Consider the following 22,716-nt stretch of genomic DNA (forward strand, 5'->3'; position numbering starts at 1 on the left):
CGGTCCGGCCGCGCCGCCCGCCACGCCCGAGATCCAGCGCGCCGCCCGCCAGGCGCCGCGTCCCGGCGCCGCCAGCCTCGACCGGCGGCCCGACGAGGACGACCGCCGCCGCGACGCCGGCCCCGGCAAGGCGATCAGCCGCGTCAAGGGCGCGCCGAACCGCCGCGAGGGCCGGCTGACCATCCAGGCCGTGGCCGGGGACGCCGACGGCGCCGAACGGATGCGCAGCCTCGCCTCGGTGCGCCGGGCCCGCGAACGCGAGCGTGAGAAGCGCAAGGGCGGCCAGCAGGAGCAGGCGCGCGTCGCCCGCGAGGTGGTCATCCCCGACGTCATCACCGTGGGCGAGCTCGCCAACCGGATGGCGACCCGCGGCGTCGAGGTCATCAAGTTCCTGATGCGTCAGGGCGTGATGCTCAAGATCAACGACGTGATCGACAGCGACACCGCCGAACTGGTGGCCACCGAATTCGGCCACACTGTCAAGCGCGTGTCCGAAGCCGATGTCGAAGAGGGCTTCATCGGCGCCGAGGACATCGACGACCACCTGGAGCCGCGGCCCCCCGTGGTCACGGTCATGGGCCACGTCGACCACGGCAAGACTTCGCTGCTCGACGCCCTGCGCTCCACCGACGTGGTGTCGGGCGAGCACGGCGGCATCACCCAGCACATCGGCGCCTACCAGGTCCGCCTGGAGAACGGCCAGCGCGTGACCTTCCTGGACACGCCCGGCCACGCGGCGTTCTCGGCCATGCGGATGCGCGGCGCGAACGTGACGGACATCGTCATCCTGGTGGTCGCCGCCGACGACGGCGTGATGCCCCAGACGATCGAGGCCATCCAGCACGCCAAGGCGGCCGGCGCCCCGATCATCGTGGCGATCAACAAGATCGACAAACCCGACGCCGATCCGACCCGGGTGATCAACGAGCTGCTGCAGCACGAGATCGTGGTGGAAAGCCTGGGCGGCGACACCCAGGCGGTCGAGGTCTCCGCGACCCAGAAGATGGGCCTGGACGACCTGATCGAGGCCATCCTGCTGCAGGCCGAGGTCCTGGACCTGAAGGCCAATCCGGACCGCACCGCGGACGGCATGGTCATCGAGTCCAAGCTCGACAAGGGGCGCGGCGCCGTGGCCACCGTGCTGGTCAAGCGCGGCACGCTGAAGCGCGGCGACATCGTCGTGGCCGGCCCGAACTTCGGCCGCGTGCGGGCCCTGCTGAACGAGCGCGGCGAACAGCTCGCCGAGGCCGGGCCGTCGGTCCCGGTGGAGATCCTGGGCCTGGACGGCACGCCCGACCCGGGCGAGCCCTTCGCCGTGGTCGAGAGCGAGGCCCGCGCCCGCGAGCTGACCGAGTACCGCGTCCGCGTGAAGCGCGAGAAGGCCGGCGCGCCGGTCCAGGGCGCGTCCCTGGCCGACATGATGGCCAAGCTCGCCGACAAGAAGGTCTCGGAGCTGCCGGTCATCATCAAGGCCGACGTGCAGGGCTCGGCGGAAGCCATCGTGGGCTCGCTGGACAAGATGGCGACGGACGAGGTCCGGGCGCGCGTCATCCTGTCGGGCGCCGGCGCGATCAGCGAAAGCGACGTCATGCTGGCCAAAGGCGCCGGAGCCCCGATCCTGGGCTTCAACGTCCGCGCCTCGAAGCAGGCCCGCGACCTGGCCGAACGCGAAGGCGTCGAGATCCGCTACTACGCGATCATCTACGACCTGCTGGACGACATCAAAGGCGTGCTCTCGGGCATGCTGGCGCCGATCCAGCGCGAAACCTTCCTCGGCAACGCCGAGGTTCTCCAGGTCTTCGACATCACCAAGGTCGGCCGCGTCGCCGGCTGCAAGGTCACCGACGGCGTGGTCCGCAAGGGCGCGCGCGTCCGGATCGTCCGTCAGGGCGTGGTGGTGCTGGAGCTGGGCGTCCTGCAGACGCTCAAGCGCTTCAAGGACGAGGTCAACGAGGTCCCGTCCGGCCAGGAATGCGGCATGACCTTCGCCGGCTTCCAGGACATCAAGGTTGGTGACGTGATCGAGTGCTTCAACCTCGAAGAGGTGAAGCGGTCGCTCTAGACCGGGTCCTTCAATATTGAAGCGTTGGGGCGCGGGCCGCGAGGTCCGCGCCCTTTCCGTATCCGCAGATCACGAAGCGCGCACAGCGTTGTGGCGCGGCGCCCAATGGCGCGGCGCCGCCGATTTCCTCCGCACCCCGAAGCGCTCCCGCCGTTGCCCGCCGCACGGACGGCTGGCGAGGTGGCCTCGACGTCGAGGGGATACGACAGACATGAGTGACAGCGTGACGGGTCCGGCTGGCGTGCTGACGCGCCGGCGGTTCTTCGAGCAGTTGATGGCGGTGGGCGGGGTGTCGCTGGCCATGGCCGGCCTGGACGCCCTGGGCTTCGGGTTCGCGTCGGCCCAGGCCGCGCCGCCGGTCCTGTCGGGCGGGGCCAAGGGGGCGAAGGTGGTGATCCTGGGCGCCGGCCTAGCTGGCCTCACCGCCGCCTACGAGCTGGGCAAGGCGGGCTACCAGGTCACCGTCCTCGAGGCCCGGAGCTTCGCCGGCGGCCGCTCCCAGACCGCGCGCAAGGGCTTCCGGCACACGGACCTGGCGGGCAACACCCAGGTCTGCGACTTCGACGAGGGGCTCTACATCAACCACGGGCCCTGGCGGATCCCGTACCACCACCACTCGACCCTGCACTACACCAAGCTGTTCGGCGTGCCGCTGGAGGTGCTCGTCAACGACAACGACGCGGCCTACGTCTATTTCGAGAAGGGCAAGGGCGCGCTGGCCGGCAAGCCGGTGCGCAAGGGCCAGATCGCCGCCGACACCCGGGGCTACGCCGCCGAACTGCTGGCCAAGGTGGCGGGCAAGGGCGACCTGGACGCCGCCCTCTCACCCGCCGACCGCGAGACCTTCATCGCCTATCTGGTCAACGAGGGTCGGCTGTCGAAGGCCGACCTCGCCTATCATGGGACCGAGGGCCGGGGCTTCGACGTGGCCCCGGGCGCGGGCCTCGATCCCGGTCCCGGCAAGGAATCCACGCCCTACGCCCTGACGGACCTGCTGGGCTCGGGCGCCTGGCGGGTGCTGACCTCGGTGGCGGGCTGGGAGCAGCAGCGGACCATGTTCCAACCGGTGGGCGGCATGGACCGCATCGCCGCGGGCTTCGTGAAGAACCTGCCGCCGGACGTGATCCGCTACGAGACCGTGGTCGACCGCATCCAGCAAGGGCCCAAGGGCGTCACCGTCTCGTTCACCGACGCCAAGGGCGCCAAGGGGGCGATCCAGGCCGACTACTGCCTCTGCACCATCCCGCTGTCGGTGCTGAAGAACATCCGCCTGGACGTCTCCAAGCCGTTCCTGGAGGCCATGAGCGGCGTCTCCTACGCGGCGGTGAACAAGATCGGCCTGCAGATGAAGCGCCGGTTCTGGGAAGAGGACCACGGCATCTACGGTGGCCACATCTACACCGACATGGCGGGGATCAATTCGATCTCCCTGCCGTCCACCGGCTGGCAGGGCCAGAAGGGCGTGCTGCTGGGCTACTACGCCTTCGGCGGCGAGGCCGCGCGGATCTCGGCCCTGCCGCCCGACGAGCGGGCGAAGTTCGCCCTCGCCGCCGGCCAGAAGGTGTTTCCGCAGTACGCGGAGAGCTTCGAGACGGCCTTCTCGTTCTGCTGGCACCTGGCCGAGCACAACCTCGGCGGCTGGGCGGAATGGAGCGAGGCCGGCCGCAAGAGCGCCTATCCGACGCTTCTCGAACCCGACGGACGCCTCTATCTGGCGGGCGAGCACCTGTCGTACCTGACCGGCTGGCAGGCCGGCGCGATCGAGAGCGCGTGGCAGCAGGTCGCCAAGCTGCACGCGCGGGTCCAGCAGGCGTGAGGGAGACGATGCGTAAAGTCCTGTTCGCCGCCGCGGTGGCGGCCGCACCCGTCCTGATGCTTCCGGGCGTCGCCCTGGCCGCCGGCCCCGGGGAGGCCCTGTTCAACGACAACTGCGCCGCCTGCCATCAGCGGACGGGCCTGGGCGTGCGCGGCGCCTTCCCGCCGCTCGCGGGCTCCAAGCTCGTCGTGGGGCCGCCCGCGGGCGTGGCGACCACGGTGCTGGTCGGCCGGGGCGGCATGCCCGCCTTCAAGAGCGAACTGACCGATCAGCAGCTCGCCGCCATCCTGACCCACATCCGCTCCTCCTGGGGGAACAAGGCCGGCCCCATCAAGGCCACCGAGGTGGCGGCCTTCCGGTCGCGGGCCTCGGCCACGGCCCAGACCCGCAGCCTACAGGCCCACTGAGCGTTGAGAGGCCGTGATCCGGAGCGCCGGAGGCGCTAGCCTGTGCCCCTGACCCAGTTCGGAGGCTTCCCCTTGCGCACGCTCGTCATCCTGCTCGCCGCCCTATCGCTTTCCGCCTGCGCCTCGGTGCGCAAGCTGGACGCGGCGAGCGACGTCCACGCGCTGCTGGTCGCTATCCGCGACGATGACCAGCAGGCCTTCGACGCCCACGTGGACCGCGAGGCCCTGAAGGACGAGATCGAGGCCCGCCTGACAGCCGAGGGGCGCAAGGACGAGCGGCTGGGGGGCCTGGCGGCCATCCTCGCGCCGGCGCTCGCCGACCTGGCGGGCGAGACCCTGATCCAGCCCAGCGTCTTCCGGGGCGTGGCGGCCTATTACGGCTACGACCGCAACACGAAGATCCCCAATCCCATCGCCATCTCCCAGGCGTTGAAGCCGCTGCCCGACGGCCGGGTCTGCGCCACGCGCAAGAAGGACGGCCCCTGCCTGCTCATCTTCACCAAGGGGCCGGACGGCCAGTGGCGGCTCTCGGGCTTCGAGGGTGAACTTTCCGAACTGCGCCTGAAGGGCCGATAGGCTTAAGCTCCCTCCAGCACGGGGGAGACGAGATGGGCTACGAGGCGGCGCTTTCGGAGTACGCGAAGTTCGGCTTCAGCCACGGCCGGTGGACGCGCGACGTCTATCGGCGCGGCTCGGGGCCGGCGGTCATCGTCATCCACGAGATGCCGGGCCTGCACCCCGACGTCATCCGCTTCGCCGACCGGGTGGCGGCGGCGGGCATGACGGTCTTCTGTCCAGTGCTGTTCGGCGTTCCGGGCCGGCCCGCGACCCATCCGGCGGGCGCGCTCACCATGCTGGGCGGGCTGTGCATCCGCCGCGAATTCAACGTCTGGGCGGGCGGCCGCTCCAGCCCGATCGTCGACTGGCTGAATGCGCTGGCCCGCCAGGTCCACGCCGAGTGCGGCGGCCAGGGCGTGGGCGCTGTGGGCATGTGCTTCACCGGCGGTTTCGCGCTGGCCATGATGACCGAGCCTTCGGTGGTCGCCCCCGTGCTCTCCCAGCCCTCGCTGCCGATCGGCAGGAAGAACGCCGCCGGGATCGACGCCTCGTCCGCCGAGGTCGCCTGCGCCCGGCGCCGCTTCGTCGAAGAGGGGCTCTCCATGATGGCGCTCAGGTTCAAGGGCGATCCCTTCGTGCCGGACGAACGGTTCGAGACGCTGCGGCGCGAGCTCGGCCCCGCCCTGGAGGTCATCGAGATCGATCCCAAGGACGCCAAGCCCGGCGGCCTGAAGCATCCTCACTCGGTGCTGACCATCAACCTGAAGGAGGACGGCCCCACCAAGGCGGCCGAGCAGCGCGTGATCGCGTTCTTCCGGGAGCGCACCGGGGCGGCGTGACGCTGGACTTGGGCGGCCGACCTCTCTAGAAGCGCGCCCTTCCCTGACGGGCGCGTCCGATCCGCGCCTCAGGCCGAAAGGTTCGAGACCATGAAACGCCCCCAATCCAAAGGTCCGCAGGGCCCCTCCCAGCGCCAGCTCCGCGCCGGCGAGCTGGTCCGCCACGCCCTGGTGGAGATCTTCCGCGAGGAGGAGATCAACGATCCCGTCCTGGCCGGCGTGTCCGTCACGGTGACGGAGGTGCGGGTCAATCCCGACCTGCGGCACGCCACCGTCTTCGTCGAGCCCCTGGGCGGCGACAACGCCGACGAGGTGGTCAAGGCCCTGAACAGGCACTCGCGCTTCATCCGCGGCCATCTGGGCCGGGCGATCGAGCTCAGGTTCACGCCCGACCTGCATTTCCGGCACGACGAGACCTTCAACGAGGCCGCCCGCATGGCCAAGCTGTTCGATGATCCCCGGGTGCGCCAGGACCTGTGGCCGGACGCGCCGTCGGATGCTTGGAAGGACGAGGACTGATGGGCCGCCGCAAGAAGGGCCAGGCGGTCTCGGGCTGGATCAATCTCGACAAGCCCTATGACCTGGGCTCGACCCAGGCCGTCAGCCGCGTCCGCCGGATATTCGACGCCCAGAAGGCCGGCCACGCCGGCACCCTCGATCCCTTGGCCACGGGCATCCTGCCGATCGCGCTGGGCGAGGCCACCAAGACCGTCCCCTTCCTGATGGACGCCGACAAGGCCTACCGCTTCACCATCGCCTGGGGCCGCACCACGGCGACCTACGACCGCGAGGGCGAGGTGCTGGCGACCTCGGACGTCCGCCCGACGCTGGCCCAGGTGGAGGCCGTGCTGCCCCGTTTCGTGGGCGAGATCGACCAGGTTCCGCCGGCCTTCTCGGCCATCAAGGTCGACGGCGAGCGCGCCTATGACCTCGCCCGGGCGGGCGAGGCGGTGGAGCTCGCGGCCCGCAAGGTGGTCGTCCACTCGGCGCGGATCGCCGACGCGACGGACCCCGACCACGTGACCATCGAGATCGAGTGCGGCAAGGGCGCCTACGTCCGCGCGCTGGTGCGCGACATCGCCGAGGCGCTCGGGGCCTGCGGCCACGTCAGCGAGCTTCGCCGCACCCGCGTGGGGGCGTTTACCGAGCAGGATTCCGTGACGCTGGAATTCCTTGAGGATTTGGGGCATAAGGCCCGCCAGGCGGAGGCCCTGCTTCCGGTCGAGACCGCGCTGGACGACATCCCGGCGCTGGCCGTGACCGATGAAGACGCCTTCCGACTGAAGCAGGGACGGTCGATCGTTCTCGTTCCCCGACAGGTCGAAGTGGTCAAGGCCGGGCTCAAGCCGGGCTCCAGAACCGTTTCAGCCATGTCGGGCGGTGCGATCGTGGCGCTCTGCGAGATGCGTGCGGGCCGGCTCGAACCCTCGCGCGTCTTCAACCTTTGACGAGAGCGGAGAAACCCGATGTCGATCACGGCCGAACGCAAGGCTGAGCTCATCAAGACCCATGCCCGCGGCGAAGCGGACACGGGCAGCGCCGAGGTCCAGGTGGCGATCCTTTCCGAACGGATTGCGAACCTCACCGAACACTTCAAGACGCACAAGAAGGACAACCATTCGCGCCGGGGCCTGCTGAAGCTGGTCTCCCAGCGCCGCTCGCTCCTCGATCACCTGAAGAAGTCCGACGCGGCTCGCTATCAGGACCTGATCGAGAAGCTCGGCCTGCGCCGCTAGTCTGGTTCTTCGGGGACCCGTCCGGCCAGCCGGCGGGTCCTCGTCACATTTACCGCCGCTCCCTTCGCGACAGGCCGAAGGATCAGGGCGGCGGGACGGGCCCTGAAGGTCAGGCTCCCCGTTCTTCGTACGTGAGGGTTCGAACGAAATCCTCGCCCCCGCCTGTCTGACTGGAGAGGATTTCGGAAGTCCGACGCCCTGTCCGCCCCCGCCGGGAATACGCCCGCGGGATGAGAAAGAAGCCAAAATGTTCGATATCAAGCGCAAGACCATCGAGTGGGGAGGCAAGACCCTCACGCTCGAAACCGGCCGCATGGCCCGCCAGGCCGACGGCGCCGTCCTCGCCACCTACGGCGAGACCATGGTGCTGGCCACGGCCGTTTACGCCAAGCAGGCGAAGCCCGGTCAGGACTTCTTCCCGCTGACGGTCAACTACCAGGAGAAGTTCTACGCCGCGGGCAAGATCCCCGGCAGCTTCCCCCGCCGCGAGGGCGCGCCCTCCCAGAAGGAAACCCTCACCAGCCGCCTGATCGACCGTCCGATCCGCCCGCTGTTCGTGAAGGGCTTCAAGAACGAGGTCCAGGTGGTGGCGACCGTGCTCGCCCATGACCTCGAGAACGATCCCGACATCGTGGCCATGGTCGCCGCCTCGGCCGCCCTGGTGCTGTCGGGCGCGCCCTTCATGGGCCCGATCGCCGGCGCGCGCGTCGGCTTCATCGACGGCGAGTACGTCCTCAACCCGACGCTCGACGAGATGAAGGACAGCAAGATGGACCTCGTCGTGGCCGGCACCGCCGAAGCCGTGATGATGGTCGAATCCGAGATCCAGGAACTGTCCGAAGAGCAGGTCCTGGGCGGGGTCACCTTCGCCCACAAGGGCATGCAGCCGGTGATCGACGCGATCATCGAGCTGGCCGAGCACGCGGCGAAGGAGCCGTTCGACTTCCAGCCGGACGACACCGAGGCGCTGGCCGCCAAGGTGAAGGAGCTGATCGGCGGCGACCTGCGCGCGGCCTACCAGATCACCGGCAAGTCCGAGCGCCACGCGGCCATCAGCGCGGCCAAGGACAAGGCCGTCGGCCACTTCGGCAAGTCCGAGGCCAACCCGGACGGCTACGACGTCAACAAGCTTTCCGGCGTGTTCAAGGAGATCGAGGCCGACATCGTGCGCCGCTCGATCCTCGAGACCGGCAAGCGCATCGACGGCCGCACCGTCGACCAGGTCCGCCCGATCGTCTCGGAAGTGGGCGTGCTGCCCCGGGCCCACGGCTCGGCGCTGTTCACCCGCGGCGAGACCCAGGCGCTCTGCGTGGCCACGCTCGGCACCGGCGACGACGAGCAGCTCATCGACGCCCTCGAAGGCAAGTACTTCGAGAAGTTCATGCTGCACTACAACTTCCCGCCCTTCTCGGTGGGCGAGACGGGCCGAATGGGCGCCCCCGGGCGTCGTGAGGTCGGCCACGGCAAGCTGGCCTGGCGGGCCGTCCGCCCGATGCTGCCGTCCTACGAGGAGTTCCCGTACACGATCCGCATCGTGTCCGAGATCTTCGAGTCCAACGGCTCGTCCTCGATGGCCACGGTCTGCGGCAGCTCGCTGGCCCTCATGGACGCCGGCGTCCCGCTGAAGAAGCCGGTGTCCGGCATCGCCATGGGCCTGATCCTCGAGAAGGACGGCTTCGCGGTCCTTTCCGACATCCTCGGCGACGAGGACCACCTCGGCGACATGGACTTCAAGGTGGCCGGCACGGCCGACGGCATCACGTCCCTGCAGATGGACATCAAGATCGCCGGCATCACCGAGGAGATCATGAAGAAGGCCCTCGAACAGGCGAAGAGCGGCCGCGACCACATCCTGGCTGAGATGAACAAGGCCATGACGGCGCCGCGCGCCGAGCTGGGCGAGTTCGCGCCGAAGATCGAGTCCATCAAGATCCCGGTCGACAAGATCCGGGAAGTGATCGGCTCGGGCGGCAAGGTGATCCGCGAGATCGTGGAAAAGACCGGCGCCAAGATCGACATCGGCGAGGACGGCACGATCAAGATCGCGGCCGCCGACCAGGCCAAGATCGACGCGGCCAAGGACTGGATCAAGTCGATCGCCTCGGAGCCCGAGGTCGGCCAGATCTACACCGGCAAGGTCGTGAAGATCGTCGACTTCGGCGCCTTCGTGAACTTCTTCGGCGCCAAGGACGGCCTGGTCCACGTCTCGCAGATCTCGAACGAGCGCGTGAACAAGGTCTCGGACGTGCTGACCGAAGGCCAGCAGGTGAAGGTCAAGCTCCTGGGCTTCGACGACCGCGGCAAGACCCGCCTCTCCATGAAGGTCGTCGACCAGGAGACCGGCGAGGACCTGTCGGCCAAGCAGGAGGAGAAGGAAGAGGCGTAAGCCTCCGACTTCATCGCAGTAAGCGTTGGAAGGGGCGGCCGGAGCGATCCGGCCGTCTTTTTTCATGAAACCACGGAAAACACAGAAAGACACAGAATGGCGCTGCGGCTCTTTTGTGCAGGCGCGCTCGCGCGCCTTCCGTGTTTTCTGTGGTTCCTGGAAGGCCGGCCCGCCGCTCCGCGGCCATTCCCGGTTCCAGAAGTTCAAAGCAAAAGGCCCGCCGTCGCCGGCGGGCCTTTCGTCAGTCGCTCTCCGGTAGGCGTCAGCCGCGCAGTTTGCGCAGCAGGACGTCGATGTCGCGCGCGATGGCCGCGTCCTCGGCCTTCAGGGCCTCGATGCGGCGCACGGCGTGCAGGACGGTGGTGTGGTCGCGCCCGCCGAAGCGGCGGCCGATGTCGGGCAGGGACCGGGTGGTGATCTGCTTGGCCAGCCACATGGCCACCTGGCGCGGGCGGGCCACGGCGCGGGCCCGGCGTTCCGAGATCAGGTCGGCCTGCTTCAGCGCGTAGTGTTCGGCCACGGCCTTCTGGATCATGTCCACCGTCACCTTGCGCTCGGTGCACGACAGGTGGGGGCGCAGGATCGCCTGGGCCTCGTCCAGCGTCAGGCGGGCGATGTCGCCGCCCACCCGGGCCACCAGGGTGTTCAGGGCGCCTTCCAGCTCGCGCACGCTGTCGGTGAAGCGGTCGGCCAGGAACTGCAGCACCTCGCCGCGGGCGGCGGGGTGGAAGCGGCCCTGGGCGGCCAGGGTCTGCAGCTTGCGCTCCAGGATGCCCAGGCGAAGGCTGCGGTCGGCCGGCTCGATGCCGCATACCAGGCCCGCCTGCAGGTGCGAGCGCAGGCGCGGCTCCATCTCGGAAAGCTCGGTGGGCGAGCGGTCGGCGGTCATCACCACGCGGCGGCCGTCCTCGACCAGGGCGATGAGCGTGTGGAACAGCTCTTCCTGGGTCTGGGTCTTGCCGGCCACGAAGTGCACGTCGTCGATCAGCAGCAGGTCGGCGTTGCGCAGCTCGTCCTTGAACGCCTGGGTCTGCCGGTCCTGCAGGGCCTTCACGAAGGTGGTCGTGAAGCGCTCGGCGGTCAGATAGACCACCCGCTTGCCCGGCGCCGAGCGCATGGCCTCCCAGGCGAGCGCGTTCAAGAGGTGCGTCTTGCCGAAGCCGTAGGGGCCGTGGAACAGCACCGGGTTGAAGTGCCCGTCGGCCCAGGAGGCCACGCGGCGCGCGACCGCGAAGGCGAATTCGTTGGCCGGGCCCGAGACGAAGGTCTCGAACGAGAACCGCTCCTGCAGGCCCTGCAGGCGGCCCTGGCGGGCGGCCACCGGCGCGGGGGCCTCCACTTCGAACACGTCCGGCGCGGCGGCGCCTCCGTTGGCGGCAGATGGCGTGGCGGCCGGGGCCGGCGCGACGGTGCCGGCGGACTCCACCTCCATCCGCGACTTCAGGTCCAGCCGGCGGCCCAGCGGATCGTTCTGCGCCCAGATCTCCCCGATGCGGCGCCACGCATGGCGCCGAATCCAGTCGCGCGCGACCCCGGTGGCGGCGACCACGCACACTTCGTCGCCCTGCTCCCTGAGCGCCGCCTGGCCCAGCCACGACCCGAACGTGGCCTCGCCCAATTCCCGCTTCAGGATCAGGCAGGTCTTGGTCCACACGGCTCCCGCCGGCGCCACCGCCATTGCTCCCGCAGCCCCCCCGCTTGTCATCCCTTCAACCCCATCGAACCTGCCGACGCCCGGTCCGGGCCCCGAACCCCCAGACCGGAGATTTTCAAACACAAACAGACTCTTGTCCGGCGAACGCATGTGCTCCGCCGGCGTCCCGTTTTTGCCCGGGATCAGCTTGAAGACGCCTGTAAGACCTCGAAGACTAGTCGGGGCCTTCCGCCGGTCAACGGTGATTCTTCGCGCTGTCGACGGATATTTCGGTTGACTCACAGCCGAGCCTTTTGGGGCCAAGGGAAAGCCTGAAAACTCGCTCCGCCGGCGGACCAGATTCGCCGCGACCGGGGCCTCCGGAAGCGCTCCGCGCACGAAAAAACAGCGCCCGGAGCCGGGCGCTGTTCAGAAAGAATACCGAGTGGAATGGAGGGGAAAGCGTCCCCTCCGGATCGGCCCTCAGGCGGCCGACAGCTTCTTCAGCTGGGCGGCCAGGCGCGAGACCTTCCGCGAGCCCGTGTTCTTGTGGAACACGCCCTTGCTGACGGCGCGCATCAGTTCGGACTGGGCCTTCACGAAGGCGTCCTTGGCCGCGGCGGCGTCGCCCGAGGACACGGCCTCTTCGAACTTGCGCAGGTAGGTGCGCACGCGCGAGCGGCGGGCGGTGTTCACTTCAGTGCGGCGGGCGATCTTGCGGACCGCTTTCTTGGCGCCGGGCGTGTTGGCCATTCGTCAAAGCTCTCGAAACGGATCGCGCCCGGCCACGGACCGGGCGGGCGAAAATGGAGGCGCGGATATACGCAAGGGCGGGCTGCGGGTCAACCTGTCTCCCCCGCGAAAGCGGCGGGGGGGGGAGGGTCACCGCCCCTTGAACTGCGGCTTCCGCTTCTCGACGAAGGCGGCCATGCCCTCCTTCTGGTCCTCGAAGGCGAAGAGGGAGTGGAACAGGCGCCGTTCCATGGCCACGCCGGCGCTCAGGGTGGTCTCGTAGGCGGCGTCCACCAGCTCCTTGTTCATCAGCACGGCCAGCGGCGACTGGGCGGCGATCCTGGCGGCCGCCGCCAGGGCCTCGTCCAGCAGCTTTTCGGCGGGGACGATGCGGCTGACCAGGCCCGCGCGCTCGGCCTCGGCCGCGTCCATCATCCGGGCGGTCAGGATCATGTCCATGGCCTTGGACTTGCCGACGTAGCGGGTCAGCCGCTGGGTGCCGCCGATGCCCGGCATGACGCCCAGGTTGATCTCGGGCTGGCCGAACTTCGCCGTCTCGGCGGCGATGATGAAGTCGCACAGCATGGCCAGTTCGCAGCCACCGCCCAGGGCGTAGCCCGCCACCGCCGCCACGATCGGCTTCCGGAACTGTTCGATCCGCCGCGCGGCGGGCGTGAAGAAGTCCATGGAGAACATCTGGGCGTAGGTCTTGTCCGACATCTCCTTGATGTCGGCGCCGGCGGCGAACGCCTTCTCCGAACCGGTCAGCACCACGCAGCGCACGGCCTCGTCGGCCTCGGCGGCGTCCAGGGCCTGCGACAGTTCGCCCAGCAGCTTGGTGTTCAGCGCGTTCAGCGCCTCGGGCCGGTTCAGGCGGATCAGGGTCACGCCCGGGCTGGGGGTCTCGACGAGGATGGTCTCAAAGCTCATGGCCGCTCCGCCTCTCCTATGGCTGGCGCGGCTTTACGGCCCCTCGACGGAATAGCCAAGCGCGCGCAGGCGGGCCGGCACCCCGCCCGGCCCGATCAGGTGGCCCATGCCGACCACCACCACGGTGCGGCCCCGTCCCTTGAGGCGGGCGTCGAGCTGCTCAGTCCAGCGGGCGTTCCGCGCGTCCACCAGGCGGCGGTAGAGGGCGGGCGAGGCCTGGCGCAGCGGCTCCAGGGCCTCGCGGTCGAGGGTGGCGAGGTCGCCGGCGGCCCAGGCGCGCACGAGCGCCTGGTAGGCGTCCGGGTCGTCCTCCATCTCGCGGACGGTCTGGCTCAGCGAGGCGAGCTGGTCGGCGAGCGGCGCCTCGTCGAAGAGCGCGATCTGCTCCTCGGGGGTCTCGAAGGCCCGGCGCCGGGCGCTGGGCGGGGCGGCGGCCGCGATGGCCCGCTCCACGCCGTCCTGGGCGCCGGCCCCGGCCTTGCGGAAGGCCGCCGCCGCGAGCGCGATCTCGGCCAGCCAGGGTTCCAGCCGGTCGAGCACGGCCTTGTCCGCCCCGTAGGCGTCGGCCACCCTCGCCAGCCGCTCGGCGTCCTTGGGCGGCAGCAGGCGGAACAGGGACTGGTCGGGCGCGAGCACGCCGCGGGAGCCCGCGAGCCTGGCCACCTCCTGGTCGGCGGCCGGTCCGATAGGCAGCTCGAACCACAGGTCGTCGGCCTCGGCCAGCGCCCGGGTCAGGGCGGCGGGCCGCCAGTCCAGCCCGGGCGGCAGGATGTGGACCGAGCCGAACAGGATCATCTCGGAATCCTGGTCCCTCACCACCCACACCGGCGGCTGGGCCAGCGCCGGGCCTGCGAACAGCAGGGCGGCGAGCGCCCCCGCGATCAGTCGTCTCATGGCCGCGATCATTTCTGGCAAACCGGGCAATAGAAGGTCGAGCGCCCGGCCTGGACCTGGCGGGCGATCACGCCCCCGCAGCCGGCGTTGGCGCAGGGGCGTCCCTCGCGGTCGTAGACCCGGAAGCTGTGCTGGAAATAGCCCAGGGCTCCGTCCGCCTGGGCGTAGTCGCGCAGGGTGGAGCCGCCGGCGGCGATGGCCTCGGAAAGCACGTCGCGAATGGCCTGGACCAACGGCTCCAGCCGGGCCCTGGCGATCTTCCCGGCCGGCTTGAAGGGCGAGATGCGCGCCCGGTGCAGGGCCTCGCAGACATATATGTTGCCCAGGCCCGCCACGATCCTCTGGTCCAGCAGCAGGGTCTTGGGTCCCTGCCTGCGTCCCGCGAAGGCGGCCTTCAGGCGGGCCGCGTCGAAGGCCGGCGACAGCGGCTCTGGCCCCAGCTCCGAGAACCAGGGGTGCAGCTCCAGCGTCGCGGTGTTGACCAGCGCCATGTAGCCGAACCGGCGCGGGTCGTAATAGGTGATCCGCACGCCGGCGTCGGTCTCGAAGACCACGTGGGCGTGCTTCGGGTCCGGCGGCGCCGCGTAATGAAAATGGCCCGGCCGTTCCTGGCGCTCCGGCGTCTCGATCTCGAACCGCCCCGTCATGCCCAGGTGGACGACCAGGGTGTCCTCCCGGTCGAGCCGGGCCAGCAGGTATTTCGCCCGCCGCTCCAGCCTGACGACCGTGGCCCCGGTCAGGACCTGGACGAAGTTCTCGGGGAAGGGGAAGCGCAGGTCGGGCCGGCGGGCCTCGACGCGCACCAGCCTTCGGCCTTCCAGGACGGGGGCCAGGCCGCCGCGGACCGTCTCGACTTCCGGCAATTCGGGCATGGCCCCTGGTTGGCACGCCATCGCCGGCGCGGGCTAGTTTTTTCCGCGCCTCCCGGGCGCAAAACCGGTTTCCACTTTTGCTGGAGGCGCGCGAACCGCTAAGACGCGCGCCATGACCGGACCTTCCGCCACCTTCGGGTTCCGCGACGTCGACGCCAGCGAGAAGGCGGGCCTCGTGCGAGGCGTCTTCGACCGGGTCGCGCGCCGCTACGACCTGATGAACGACCTGATGAGCGGGGGCGTCCACCGCCTGTGGAAGGACGCGGTCGCCGCGCGCCTCAACCCGCAGCCGGGCGAGACCATCCTGGATGTGGCCGGCGGCACGGGCGACATGGCCCGCCGCTTCGCCCGCATGGCCCGCCGCGCCCAGGAACGCCGGGGCGGCCCGGACGCCCGCGTCTTCGTGATCGACTACAACGCCGAGATGATCGCGGCCGGCCGCGAGCGCGGCTTCGAGCCCGAGATGGCCTGGGCCGTGGGCGACGCCCAGCGCCTGCCGCTCCCCGACGCCTGCGCCGACGCCTATGTGATCAGCTTCGGCATCCGCAACGTGACCGACATCTCCGCCGCCCTGCGCGAGGCCCGCCGGGTGCTGAAACCGGGCGGCCGGTTCCTGTGCCTGGAGTTCTCGCGCCCGACCACCGAGGCCCTGCGCAAGCTCTACGACGCCTATTCCTTCAAGGTGATCCCCGAGATCGGCGCCCGGGTGGCCGGCGACCGCGACAGCTACCAGTACCTCGTGGAGAGCATCCGCCGCTTCCCCGACCAGCGCCGCTTCGCCGCCATGATGGGCGAGGCGGGCTTCAGCCGGGCGGGCTTCACCAACTACACCGGCGGGGTCGCGGCCCTGCACACCGGCTGGGCGATCTGAGACCGTGGCCGGCGTCGGCGCCTTCCTGCGGCTGGTCGGAGCCGGCTGGACCCTGGTCCGCAACGACGCCCTCATGCCGCGCGAGCTGGACCCGCTCTATTCCTCGGCGGTGCGCACGGCGGCCCGGGCCTTGCGGGCCTTGGCCGGACCCCAGGCCCGGCAGGGGCGGCCCGGCGAGCGGCTGGCCCGCGCCCTCGAACAGCTTGGGCCGGTGGCCATCAAGCTGGGCCAGCTCCTCTCCACCCGCGCCGACATCTTCGGCCGGGAGTTCGCCGAGGACCTCAGCCGCCTGAAGGACCGGCTGCCGCCCTTCCCGACCTCGGTCGCCCGGGCCGAGGTGGAATACGCCCTGGGCCGGCCCGTGGAGACCCTGTTCGCGAGCTTCGGCGAGCCGGTGGCCGCCGCCTCGCTCGCCCAGGCGCACGAGGCGACGCTGGTCGACGGCCGCCGGGTGGCGGTGAAGGTGCTGCGCCCCGCCATCGCCCGCCGCGTCGCCGACGACGCGGCGGTGCTGACCCTGGCCGCCCGGCTGGTGGACCGCTGGGTCCCCGCCGCGCGCCGGCTGGAGCCCAGGGGTTTCGCCACGACCGTGGTCCGCGCCACCGAGCTGGAGCTCGACCTGCGCCTGGAGGCCGCCGGCGCCGACGAACTCGCCGAGGTGATGGCCCACGACGGCTACATGACCGCGCCCAAGGTCGTCTGGGAAGGCGTCGGCAAGCGGGTGCTGACCATGGAGTGGGCGCAGGGCCGGCCGCTCTCCGAGGACGATGCGCTCGCCCAGCCGGGGCTGGACCGCAAGGCGCTGGCCGACAGCCTGATCCGCGCCTTCCTGGCCCAGGCCCTGGACCACGGCGTCTTCCACGCCGACCTGCACGAGGGGAACCTGTTCGTGGCCCCGCCGGCCCGGATCACGGCGGTGGACTTCGGCATCATCGGCCGGCTCGGCGCGCCCGAGCGGCGCTACCTGGCCGAGATCCTCTGGGGCTTCCTGCAGCGCGACTACGAGCAGGTGGCGCGCGTCCACTTCGAGGCCGGCTACGTCCCGGCGACCCACAGCGTCTCGGCCTTCGCCCAGGCGCTCCGGGCGGTGGGCGAGCCCATCTTCGGCCGCGCCGCCAGGGACGTGCCGATGAGCCGGGTGCTGACCCAGCTCTTCGAGATCACCGCCCTCTTCGACATGCGCCTGCGCCCCGAGCTGGTGCTGCTGCAGAAGACCATGATGACGGTCGAGGGCGTGGCCCGCCGCATCGACCCCGACCACGACATCTGGGCGGCGTCCGAGCCGGTGGTGCGCCGCTGGATCGCGCGCGAGCTCTCGCCCGCCACCCGCGTCCGCCGCTTCGCCGCCGAGGCCGAGAGCGCGGTGCGGAATCTGGCCCGCTTGGCCCAGACGGCGCCGCAGCCCACCGCCGTCGCGGTGGTCGAGGAACGCCGCGGGGGAACGCCGCTCCTCTGGTTCGCCCTCGGCGCCGCCGCCTCGGGCCTGGCGTTCCTGCTGGCGGCGCTGCTGAGCTAGATCTCCTCTCGCCGGCGAAGCGAAAGGGAGAGGGTGGGGAGGAGCCCCTACGCCTCGTCGTCGGCGTCGCGCCGCGCGGTCTGCCGGCCCTGGGCGCGCCTGGCCTCGCGGGCCTTGACCTCTTCCCAGTAGGCCGGGCCGTCGTCGGGCTTGAACATCGTCCGCGGCGCGCCGGCCTTGCTGGCCACGGCGAAGACGTTGCCTCTGGGGTCGTAGAACAGCCGGTCGCCGTTGGCCCGGGTCAGGGTCAGCGTGCCCTTGGGCGGCTTCTCGACGAAGGCGTGGGCGGTCCTCACGAATTCGTCCACCGACCGAGCGCCGAAGTCCTGGCCGTTGCGCTCGAACGCGCGCCGCGCGTTCTCCTCGGCGGAGTAGCGGCGGCTGGCCGACCACATGGGCTTGCCGTCCACCAGCTTCACCGGGTCCTCCCGGTGATCCATGCGCGGCGTCTCGCGCGCCCCGGACCTCGGCGCGGCTTCCGGCGCCTCGGCCACCGCCATCTGGGTCCCCGCCGCCTGCTGCTGGGCCACCGCCGAGGGGCCGTTGTCGCACGCCGCCAGCGCCAGGACCGCAGCGCCGCCCAAGAGGGCCAGCGCAATCTTCACCCGAGCCATCCCAAACCTCCCGTCAAAGCCGAGCTGGAACGAAATGAGAACACAGCTCCGCCGGTTTGTCGAGTCCTCCCCATTGCCCTACATGAGGGCCCTCTTTCGCGAAGGGGCGGCGAGCTTGGACGGGAAGCGGGTTCTCCTGATCGTCGGCGGTGGCGTCGCGGCCTACAAGGCGCTCGAGCTGACGCGGCTGCTGCGCAAGGCCGGGATCGGCGTGCGCCCGATCCTCACCAAGGCGGGCGCCGAGTTCGTCACCCCGCTCTCCCTCTCGGCGCTCGCCGAGGACAAGGTCCATTCCGAGCTTTTCTCGCTGACCGACGAGGCGGAGATGGGCCATATCGAGCTGTCGCGCTCGGCCGACCTCGTGGTGGTGGCGCCGGCCACCGCCGACCTGATGGCCAAGGCGGCCAACGGCTTGGCCGGCGACCTCGCCTCCACCACCCTCCTCGCCACCGACAAGCCGGTGCTGATGGCCCCGGCCATGAACGTGCGCATGTGGGAGCACCCGGCCGTCCGCCGAAATCTCGCGACCCTGAAGGCCGACGGCGTGCTGTTCGTGGGCCCCGACGAGGGCGTCATGGCCTGCGGCGAATACGGCCCGGGCCGCATGGCCGAGCCCGCCGCCATCTTCCAGGCCATCCAGGACGCGCTGGCCGGCGCGGCGGCGAAGCCTCTCAAGGGCCGACGCGCCATCGTCACGGCGGGCCCCACGGCCGAGCCCATCGACCCCGTCCGCCTCATCACCAACCGCTCGTCCGGCAAGCAGGGATACGCCATCGCCCGGGCCCTGGCCGACCTGGGCGCCGAGGTGACGCTGGTCAGCGGCCCCACCGCCCTGCCGGCGCCCGCCGGCGTCACCCGGGTGGACGTGGAGACGGCGCGCCAGATGCTGGCCGCCTGCGAGGCGGCCCTGCCGGCCGACATCGCCGTCTGCGTGGCCGCCGTGGCCGACTGGCGGCCCGAGAGCCTGGGCGATCGCAAGGTGAAGAAGGGGGAGGGCGGTCCGCCGCCGATCGCCCTCGTTGAGAACCCCGACATCCTGGCCACCCTGTCGAAAGCCAAGGCCCGGCCCAAGCTGGTGGTGGGCTTCGCCGCCGAGACCCACGACGTGGAGGCCTACGCCAAGGCCAAGCTGGCCAAGAAGGGCTGCGACTGGATCGTCGCCAACGACGTCAGCGTGGCGGGGACCATGGGCGGCGACGACAACGCCGTGGCCATAGTCTCCAAGAGCGGAATCGAGCGATGGGAGCGGGCGCCCAAGGCCGAGGTGGCCCGGAGGCTAGCCGCCCGCATCGCCGAGGAGTTCAAGTGACCGCGCCGACCGTCCCGATCCTGCGCCTGCCCCACGCCGAGGGCCTGCCGCTGCCGGCCTACGAGACCGCCCAGGCCGCCGGCATGGACCTGCGGGCCGCCGTGGCCGACGGCGAGACCCTGACCATCAAGCCCGGCGCGCGGGCCGCGGTGCCGACCGGTTTCGCCTTCGCGCTTCCCGCCGGCTACGAGGCCCAGGTGCGGCCGCGCTCGGGCCTGGCGCTGAAGTCCGGCGTCACCTGCCTGAACACGCCCGGCACCATCGACGCCGACTATCGGGGCGAGGTGAAGGTGATCCTCGCCAACCTCGGCGAGGAGGACTTCCACGTCCGTCGCGGCGACCGCATCGCCCAGCTCGTCGTGGCGCCCGTGGTCCAGGCCGCCTGGACCGAGGTGGCGAGCCTCGACGAGACCGCCCGCGGCGCCGGCGGCTTCGGCTCGACGGGCTCCAGCTAGGCGAACGCCGGCGGCGGCTCGAAGCTGCGCACCCGCTCGTCCAGGGCCTGGGCCAGCGCGAGCAGCCGCCCGTCGCCGCCCTGAGGCCCGATGAGCTGCACCCCCACCGGCAGGCCGCCCGACGTGCGCCCCGCCGGGACCACGGTGGCCGGCAGCCGCAGCGCCGTGGCCAGCGAGATCCAGGTCAGGAGGGTGTTGTAGGCGATCTTCCGCCCGTCGGACGGCATCAGCCACCTTTGCTGGAAGGTCCGGTGGTCGTGCGGGAAGGCCGGCACGGGAGCCACGGGCGCCAGGATCGCGTCGAAGCGGTCGAACACCCCGGAGATCTCGTGCCGCAGGCGCGCGCGCACCGCGTCGGCGGCCATCCAGTCGGTGTGGCGGGCGGTGTAGGCGAGCGTCATGGCCGCCAGCGACAGGGGCCCCGCGCCGCGCCGCAGCGCCAGGCGGGCGAGCGGCCGGGTGGTCTCCATGCGCCTGAGCGCGCCGGGCGGCAGGTCCTCGCCCAGCACGGCCCCCAGCAGGGTCTGGTAGGCTTGGAGCAGCGCCCGGGCGTCCACCGGCGCGGGGATCGGCTCCACCGCCGCGCCCGCCGCCCCGATGTCGCGGGCGAAGGCGGCGACGACTTCGCGCACCTCCGGGTCGAGCGGGAAGGCCGGCTCGTCCAGCCAGACGCCGATGCGCGCGGTCCTGAGGTCCATGGGCGGCGCCTTGGGCGCGAGAGGCCCGTCCTCGATCACCGAGAGCAAGAGGCGCAGGTCCCGGGCCGAACGGGCCATCGGCCCCACAACGTTCAGGTCCCGCTCCACGAACGAGCCGGGCCTGGGCGGCACGTGGCCCCGCTGCGAGACCATGCCCCAGGTGGGCTTGTGCGAGAACACGCCGCAGAAGCTGGCCGGGATGCGCAAGGATCCGCCGATGTCCGAGCCGATCTCCAGGGGCGTCACCCGCGCCGCCAGCGCCGCCGCCGCCCCGCCCGACGATCCGCCCGGCGTGCGGGCGAGGTCCCAGGGGTTGTTGGTCGCGCCGTAGAGGCCGTTGAAGCTCTGCCAGTCCGCCGCCAGCACGGGGACGTTGGTCTTGCCCCAGATCACGGCGCCTGCCTTGCGCGCCAGGGCCACGGCGACGGCGTCCTCGCACTGCCGGCGGCGATAGTCGGCGAGGCCCGACGAGGCCGGCATGCCGACCACGTCCAGGGTGTCCTTGATGGTCATGGGCACGCCGGCCAGCGGCCCCACCGGCGCGCCCTTGAACCTCAGGTCGTCGATGGCCCGCGCGCGCTCGAAGGCCCGCTCCAGGTCGGCGTTGACCACCGCGTTCAGGCTGGCGTGGGTCTCCTCGTGGCGGGCCAGGGCCGCCTTCAGCAGCTCGACCGCCGAGACCCGCTTGGCGTCGAGCGCCTGGACCAGGGCCGTGGCGTCGAGGTCCGCGAGCCCGGCCATGCCCTTCAGCGCCCCTTCAGGCCCAGCACGTCCTGCATGTCGTACTCGCCGGGCTCGCGCCCCGCGGCCCAGCGGGCGGCGGCGACGGCGCCCCTGGCGAACAGGCCCCGGTCGCGGGCGGAATGGGAGAGGATCAGGATCTCGTCCTCGGCGGCGAAGACCACGCTGTGCTCGCCGACGATGCCGCCGCCGCGCATGACCGAGAAGCCGATCTCGCCCTCGGGCCGGGCGCCGGTGAGGCCGTCTCGGGCATGGCGGGCGACCTGGCTCAAGGACACGCCCCGGCCCTCGGCGGCCGCCTCGCCCAGCATCAGGGCGGTGCCCGAAGGCGCGTCCACCTTGCGCCGGTGGTGGGCCTCGAAGACCTCGATGTCGTAGGCCTCGGCCGGCAGAGCGCGGGCCGCCTGGGCGACCAGCCCCATCAGCATGTTGACGCCCAGCGAGAAGTTGCCGGCCCGCACCACGGCGACCTTGCGGGCCGCCTCCGAAATCGCGCCGAGCTGCGCCCCGTCGAAGCCGGTGGAGCCGATCACCAGGGCCACGCCCGCCTGGGCCGCGCGGCCCGCCAGCTCGGCCGAGGCCGCGGGCGTGGTGAAGTCGATGACCACGTCGGCGGCGGCGAGCGCCGCGTCCACCGGAACCAGGCCTTCCCCCTCTGCGCCGGGCCGGTCGAAGCGGGCGGCGAGCGCGAGCGCCGGATCGGCCTCCACGGCCAGGGCCACGGCCCGGCCCATCCGCCCCAGCGCGCCCGCGATGGCGATCCTGACTGGCTGGCCCACGACCCCTCCGAAAAATGCTGGGCCTAACTCGCGCGACGCGGCGGCGCGGGTCAAGCGCGGCTCACCCGGGCCTGCATCAGGCGGCGCTCCTGCCCCTCCAGCCGCACGGCGGTCAGCACGCCCGTCGCATAGGCCCCGGTGTCGATCCCCAGGCGATGCGGCGTGAGCTGCGCCTCCTCGGCGGGCGTGTGGCCGTGGACGATGGCCTTCCCGAACGGCCCGGGCGCGCTCAGGAAGTCCTGGCGGATCCACAACAGGTCGCGCTCGGCCTGGTCCTCCAGCGCCACGCCCGGCCGCACGCCCGCATGGACGAAGGCGTAGTCGCCCGCCGTCACCATCAGCTCCAGGCCCCGGTAGAAGGCGAGATGCGCGGGCGGCAGGGCGTCCGCGAACGCGTCGCGGGCCCGGGTCCAGGCCGCCTCGTCGGTGCGGGCCGCCGGCGGCTGCACGCCATAGTCCGCCAGCGTCGGCCCGCCGCCATTCTCCATCCACACCGCCCCGAACGCCGGGTCGTCCAGGAAGCGCAGCAGCGCCTCCTCGTGGTTGCCTTTCAGGAGCCGCGTCTCGAAGGCCGGATCGGCGGCGAGCGCGATCAGCCGCTCGACCACGCCCCTGGATCGCGGCCCCCGGTCCACATAGTCGCCCAGCATGACGATCAGCGGCTTACCCCCGCTCTCGCGCGCATCCGCGGCGATGTCGGCCAACAGCGGCTCCAACAGGTCCAGCCGCCCGTGCACGTCGCCCACCGCATAGACCAGCCGCCCGCCGGTCGACGCCGGGGCTTCGGCCTTGCGCTTTCGGAACAGGCTGAACAGGGGCGGGCTCCTTGGGAAGCCCAGAGGATAGGCTCGCGCTCCCTTACGGACAA

22 protein-coding genes are annotated in these 22,716 nt (G+C 71.2%); 13 read left to right on the plus strand and 9 right to left on the minus strand.

The window, feature by feature from the left end; genetic code table 11:
- The 9 genes from infB to pnp form a co-directional block, all read left to right on the plus strand.
- Window positions 1-2,062, plus strand: a 2,062-nt coding sequence (gene infB / locus ACK4TT_RS08160; RefSeq protein WP_410212774.1) for a translation initiation factor IF-2, incomplete at its 5' end; no start/stop codon positions are given.
- Window positions 2,063-2,273: 211 nt separating this feature from the next.
- Window positions 2,274-3,878, plus strand: a complete 1,605-nt coding sequence (locus ACK4TT_RS08165) for an NAD(P)/FAD-dependent oxidoreductase (protein ID WP_410212775.1) — start codon at window positions 2,274-2,276, stop codon at window positions 3,876-3,878.
- Window positions 3,879-3,886: 8 nt separating this feature from the next.
- On the plus strand, window positions 3,887-4,285 hold the full coding sequence (locus ACK4TT_RS08170; protein ID WP_410212776.1) for a c-type cytochrome: 399 nt from the start codon (window positions 3,887-3,889) through the stop codon (window positions 4,283-4,285).
- Between the two features lie 72 nt (window positions 4,286-4,357).
- Window positions 4,358-4,861, plus strand: a complete 504-nt coding sequence (locus ACK4TT_RS08175; RefSeq protein WP_410212777.1) for a DUF2939 domain-containing protein — start codon at window positions 4,358-4,360, stop codon at window positions 4,859-4,861.
- A gap of 32 nt (window positions 4,862-4,893) precedes the next feature.
- Complete coding sequence (locus ACK4TT_RS08180; protein WP_410212778.1) at window positions 4,894-5,682, plus strand: dienelactone hydrolase family protein; 789 nt, start codon at window positions 4,894-4,896, stop codon at window positions 5,680-5,682.
- 90 nt (window positions 5,683-5,772) lie between these two features.
- On the plus strand, window positions 5,773-6,201 hold the full coding sequence (gene rbfA / locus ACK4TT_RS08185; protein ID WP_410212779.1) for a 30S ribosome-binding factor RbfA: 429 nt from the start codon (window positions 5,773-5,775) through the stop codon (window positions 6,199-6,201).
- A complete protein-coding gene (truB, locus tag ACK4TT_RS08190; protein ID WP_410212780.1) occupies window positions 6,201-7,130 on the plus strand; it encodes a tRNA pseudouridine(55) synthase TruB in 930 nt (309 codons plus the stop codon). The genes rbfA and truB overlap by 1 nt, the downstream gene beginning before the upstream one ends.
- Before the next feature lie 18 nt (window positions 7,131-7,148).
- Window positions 7,149-7,418 carry a 30S ribosomal protein S15 gene (gene rpsO, locus ACK4TT_RS08195; RefSeq protein WP_410212781.1) on the plus strand — a complete coding sequence of 90 codons (270 nt, stop codon included), beginning with the start codon at window positions 7,149-7,151 and terminating at the stop codon, window positions 7,416-7,418.
- Window positions 7,419-7,665: 247 nt separating this feature from the next.
- Window positions 7,666-9,804 carry a polyribonucleotide nucleotidyltransferase gene (pnp, locus tag ACK4TT_RS08200; RefSeq protein WP_410212782.1) on the plus strand — a complete coding sequence of 713 codons (2,139 nt, stop codon included), beginning with the start codon at window positions 7,666-7,668 and terminating at the stop codon, window positions 9,802-9,804.
- A gap of 262 nt (window positions 9,805-10,066) precedes the next feature.
- On the opposite strand, the gene dnaA is transcribed toward pnp, so the two are convergent.
- The 5 genes from dnaA to mutM all read right to left on the minus strand — a co-directional run bounded on the left by dnaA (window position 10,067) and on the right by mutM (window position 14,865).
- Window positions 10,067-11,509 (minus strand): chromosomal replication initiator protein DnaA, encoded by a 1,443-nt coding sequence (gene dnaA / locus ACK4TT_RS08205; protein ID WP_410212783.1) that lies wholly within the window; start codon window positions 11,507-11,509, stop codon window positions 10,067-10,069.
- Between the two features lie 411 nt (window positions 11,510-11,920).
- Entirely contained in the window at window positions 11,921-12,190 is a 270-nt protein-coding gene (gene rpsT / locus ACK4TT_RS08210; protein WP_410212784.1) for a 30S ribosomal protein S20, read from the minus strand.
- A 129-nt stretch (window positions 12,191-12,319) separates the two neighbouring features.
- Window positions 12,320-13,099, minus strand: a complete 780-nt coding sequence (locus ACK4TT_RS08215; RefSeq protein WP_410212785.1) for an enoyl-CoA hydratase — start codon at window positions 13,097-13,099, stop codon at window positions 12,320-12,322.
- Between the two features lie 33 nt (window positions 13,100-13,132).
- Entirely contained in the window at window positions 13,133-13,993 is an 861-nt protein-coding gene (locus tag ACK4TT_RS08220; protein ID WP_410212786.1) for a TraB/GumN family protein, read from the minus strand.
- 8 nt (window positions 13,994-14,001) lie between these two features.
- A complete protein-coding gene (mutM, locus tag ACK4TT_RS08225) occupies window positions 14,002-14,865 on the minus strand; it encodes a bifunctional DNA-formamidopyrimidine glycosylase/DNA-(apurinic or apyrimidinic site) lyase (RefSeq protein WP_410212787.1) in 864 nt (287 codons plus the stop codon).
- A gap of 112 nt (window positions 14,866-14,977) precedes the next feature.
- Between mutM and ACK4TT_RS08230 the strand changes: the two genes are divergently transcribed.
- Complete coding sequence (locus ACK4TT_RS08230) at window positions 14,978-15,736, plus strand: class I SAM-dependent methyltransferase (protein WP_410212788.1); 759 nt, start codon at window positions 14,978-14,980, stop codon at window positions 15,734-15,736.
- A gap of 4 nt (window positions 15,737-15,740) precedes the next feature.
- The gene (gene ubiB, locus ACK4TT_RS08235; RefSeq protein WP_410212789.1) at window positions 15,741-17,252 is read left to right on the plus strand and encodes a 2-polyprenylphenol 6-hydroxylase; all 1,512 of its coding nucleotides are present in this window, start codon (window positions 15,741-15,743) and stop codon (window positions 17,250-17,252) included.
- Between the two features lie 47 nt (window positions 17,253-17,299).
- On the opposite strand, the gene ACK4TT_RS08240 is transcribed toward ubiB, so the two are convergent.
- The gene (locus ACK4TT_RS08240) at window positions 17,300-17,866 is read right to left on the minus strand and encodes a hypothetical protein (protein ID WP_410212790.1); all 567 of its coding nucleotides are present in this window, start codon (window positions 17,864-17,866) and stop codon (window positions 17,300-17,302) included.
- An 82-nt stretch (window positions 17,867-17,948) separates the two neighbouring features.
- On the opposite strand from ACK4TT_RS08240, the gene coaBC reads away from it, so the two are divergent.
- Together coaBC and dut are read left to right on the plus strand one after the other, a co-directional pair.
- Window positions 17,949-19,175, plus strand: a complete 1,227-nt coding sequence (coaBC, locus tag ACK4TT_RS08245; protein WP_410212791.1) for a bifunctional phosphopantothenoylcysteine decarboxylase/phosphopantothenate--cysteine ligase CoaBC — start codon at window positions 17,949-17,951, stop codon at window positions 19,173-19,175.
- Window positions 19,172-19,630 (plus strand): dUTP diphosphatase, encoded by a 459-nt coding sequence (gene dut / locus ACK4TT_RS08250; RefSeq protein ID WP_410212792.1) that lies wholly within the window; start codon window positions 19,172-19,174, stop codon window positions 19,628-19,630. Before coaBC ends, dut begins: the two co-directional genes overlap by 4 nt.
- Here dut and ACK4TT_RS08255 read toward each other — a convergent pair.
- Genes ACK4TT_RS08255 through ACK4TT_RS08265 form a run of 3 tightly spaced genes read right to left on the minus strand, consistent with a single transcriptional unit; the run spans window position 19,627 to window position 22,594 of the window.
- Window positions 19,627-21,069, minus strand: coding sequence for an amidase family protein (locus ACK4TT_RS08255; protein WP_410212793.1), 1,443 nt, complete (start codon window positions 21,067-21,069; stop codon window positions 19,627-19,629). The genes dut and ACK4TT_RS08255 overlap by 4 nt on opposite strands.
- A gap of 5 nt (window positions 21,070-21,074) precedes the next feature.
- Window positions 21,075-21,848, minus strand: a complete 774-nt coding sequence (gene dapB, locus ACK4TT_RS08260) for a 4-hydroxy-tetrahydrodipicolinate reductase (RefSeq protein WP_410212794.1) — start codon at window positions 21,846-21,848, stop codon at window positions 21,075-21,077.
- A 50-nt stretch (window positions 21,849-21,898) separates the two neighbouring features.
- Window positions 21,899-22,594, minus strand: coding sequence for a metallophosphoesterase family protein (locus tag ACK4TT_RS08265; RefSeq protein ID WP_410212795.1), 696 nt, complete (start codon window positions 22,592-22,594; stop codon window positions 21,899-21,901).
- Window positions 22,595-22,716: the final 122 nt, after the last annotated feature.

It is taken from the genome of Phenylobacterium sp., from assembly GCF_046463815.1.
Taxonomy (GTDB): Bacteria; Pseudomonadota; Alphaproteobacteria; order Caulobacterales; family Caulobacteraceae; genus Phenylobacterium.